Source organism: Alcanivorax sp. HI0044 (assembly GCF_001634945.1).
On the sequence record NZ_LWEZ01000780.1, the window covers coordinates 1 to 414 of the forward strand.

Genomic DNA, 414 nt, shown 5'->3' on the forward strand with positions numbered 1-414 from the left:
AAAGGTGACATAAACAATGCTGATTTGGTGTCGAAATTGCTGGAGGAACACCAGCCTTGTGCATTGATCAACTTTGCAGCGGAATCCCATGTGGACCGTTCCATCACAGCCCCTATGGAGTTCTCGCGCACTAATATCCAGGGCACCCTGACCTTGCTCGAAGCTTGCCGCAGCTGGCTTCAAGTGCGAGCTGGTTCGCGCCCGTTTCGTTTTCTGCAAGTATCCACTGATGAGGTGTACGGTGACTTAGGGCCTAAAGGGGCGGCAGCACAGGAAGGTGATCCCTGGCATCCCGGCTCACCCTATGCGGCGAGTAAGGCTGCAGCGGATCATCTAGTGGACGCCTGGGTGCACACCTATGGCTTTCCTGCCCTGATTTCCCATGCCAGCAATAATTATGGCCCTTGGCAGTAT

General features: G+C 54.6%; 1 protein-coding gene. It reads left to right on the forward strand.

Features of this window, described 5'->3' with window-relative positions; genetic code table 11:
* On the forward strand, positions 1-414 hold a 414-nt coding region (locus A3730_RS09345; RefSeq protein WP_156501111.1), incomplete at both ends, for a GDP-mannose 4,6-dehydratase.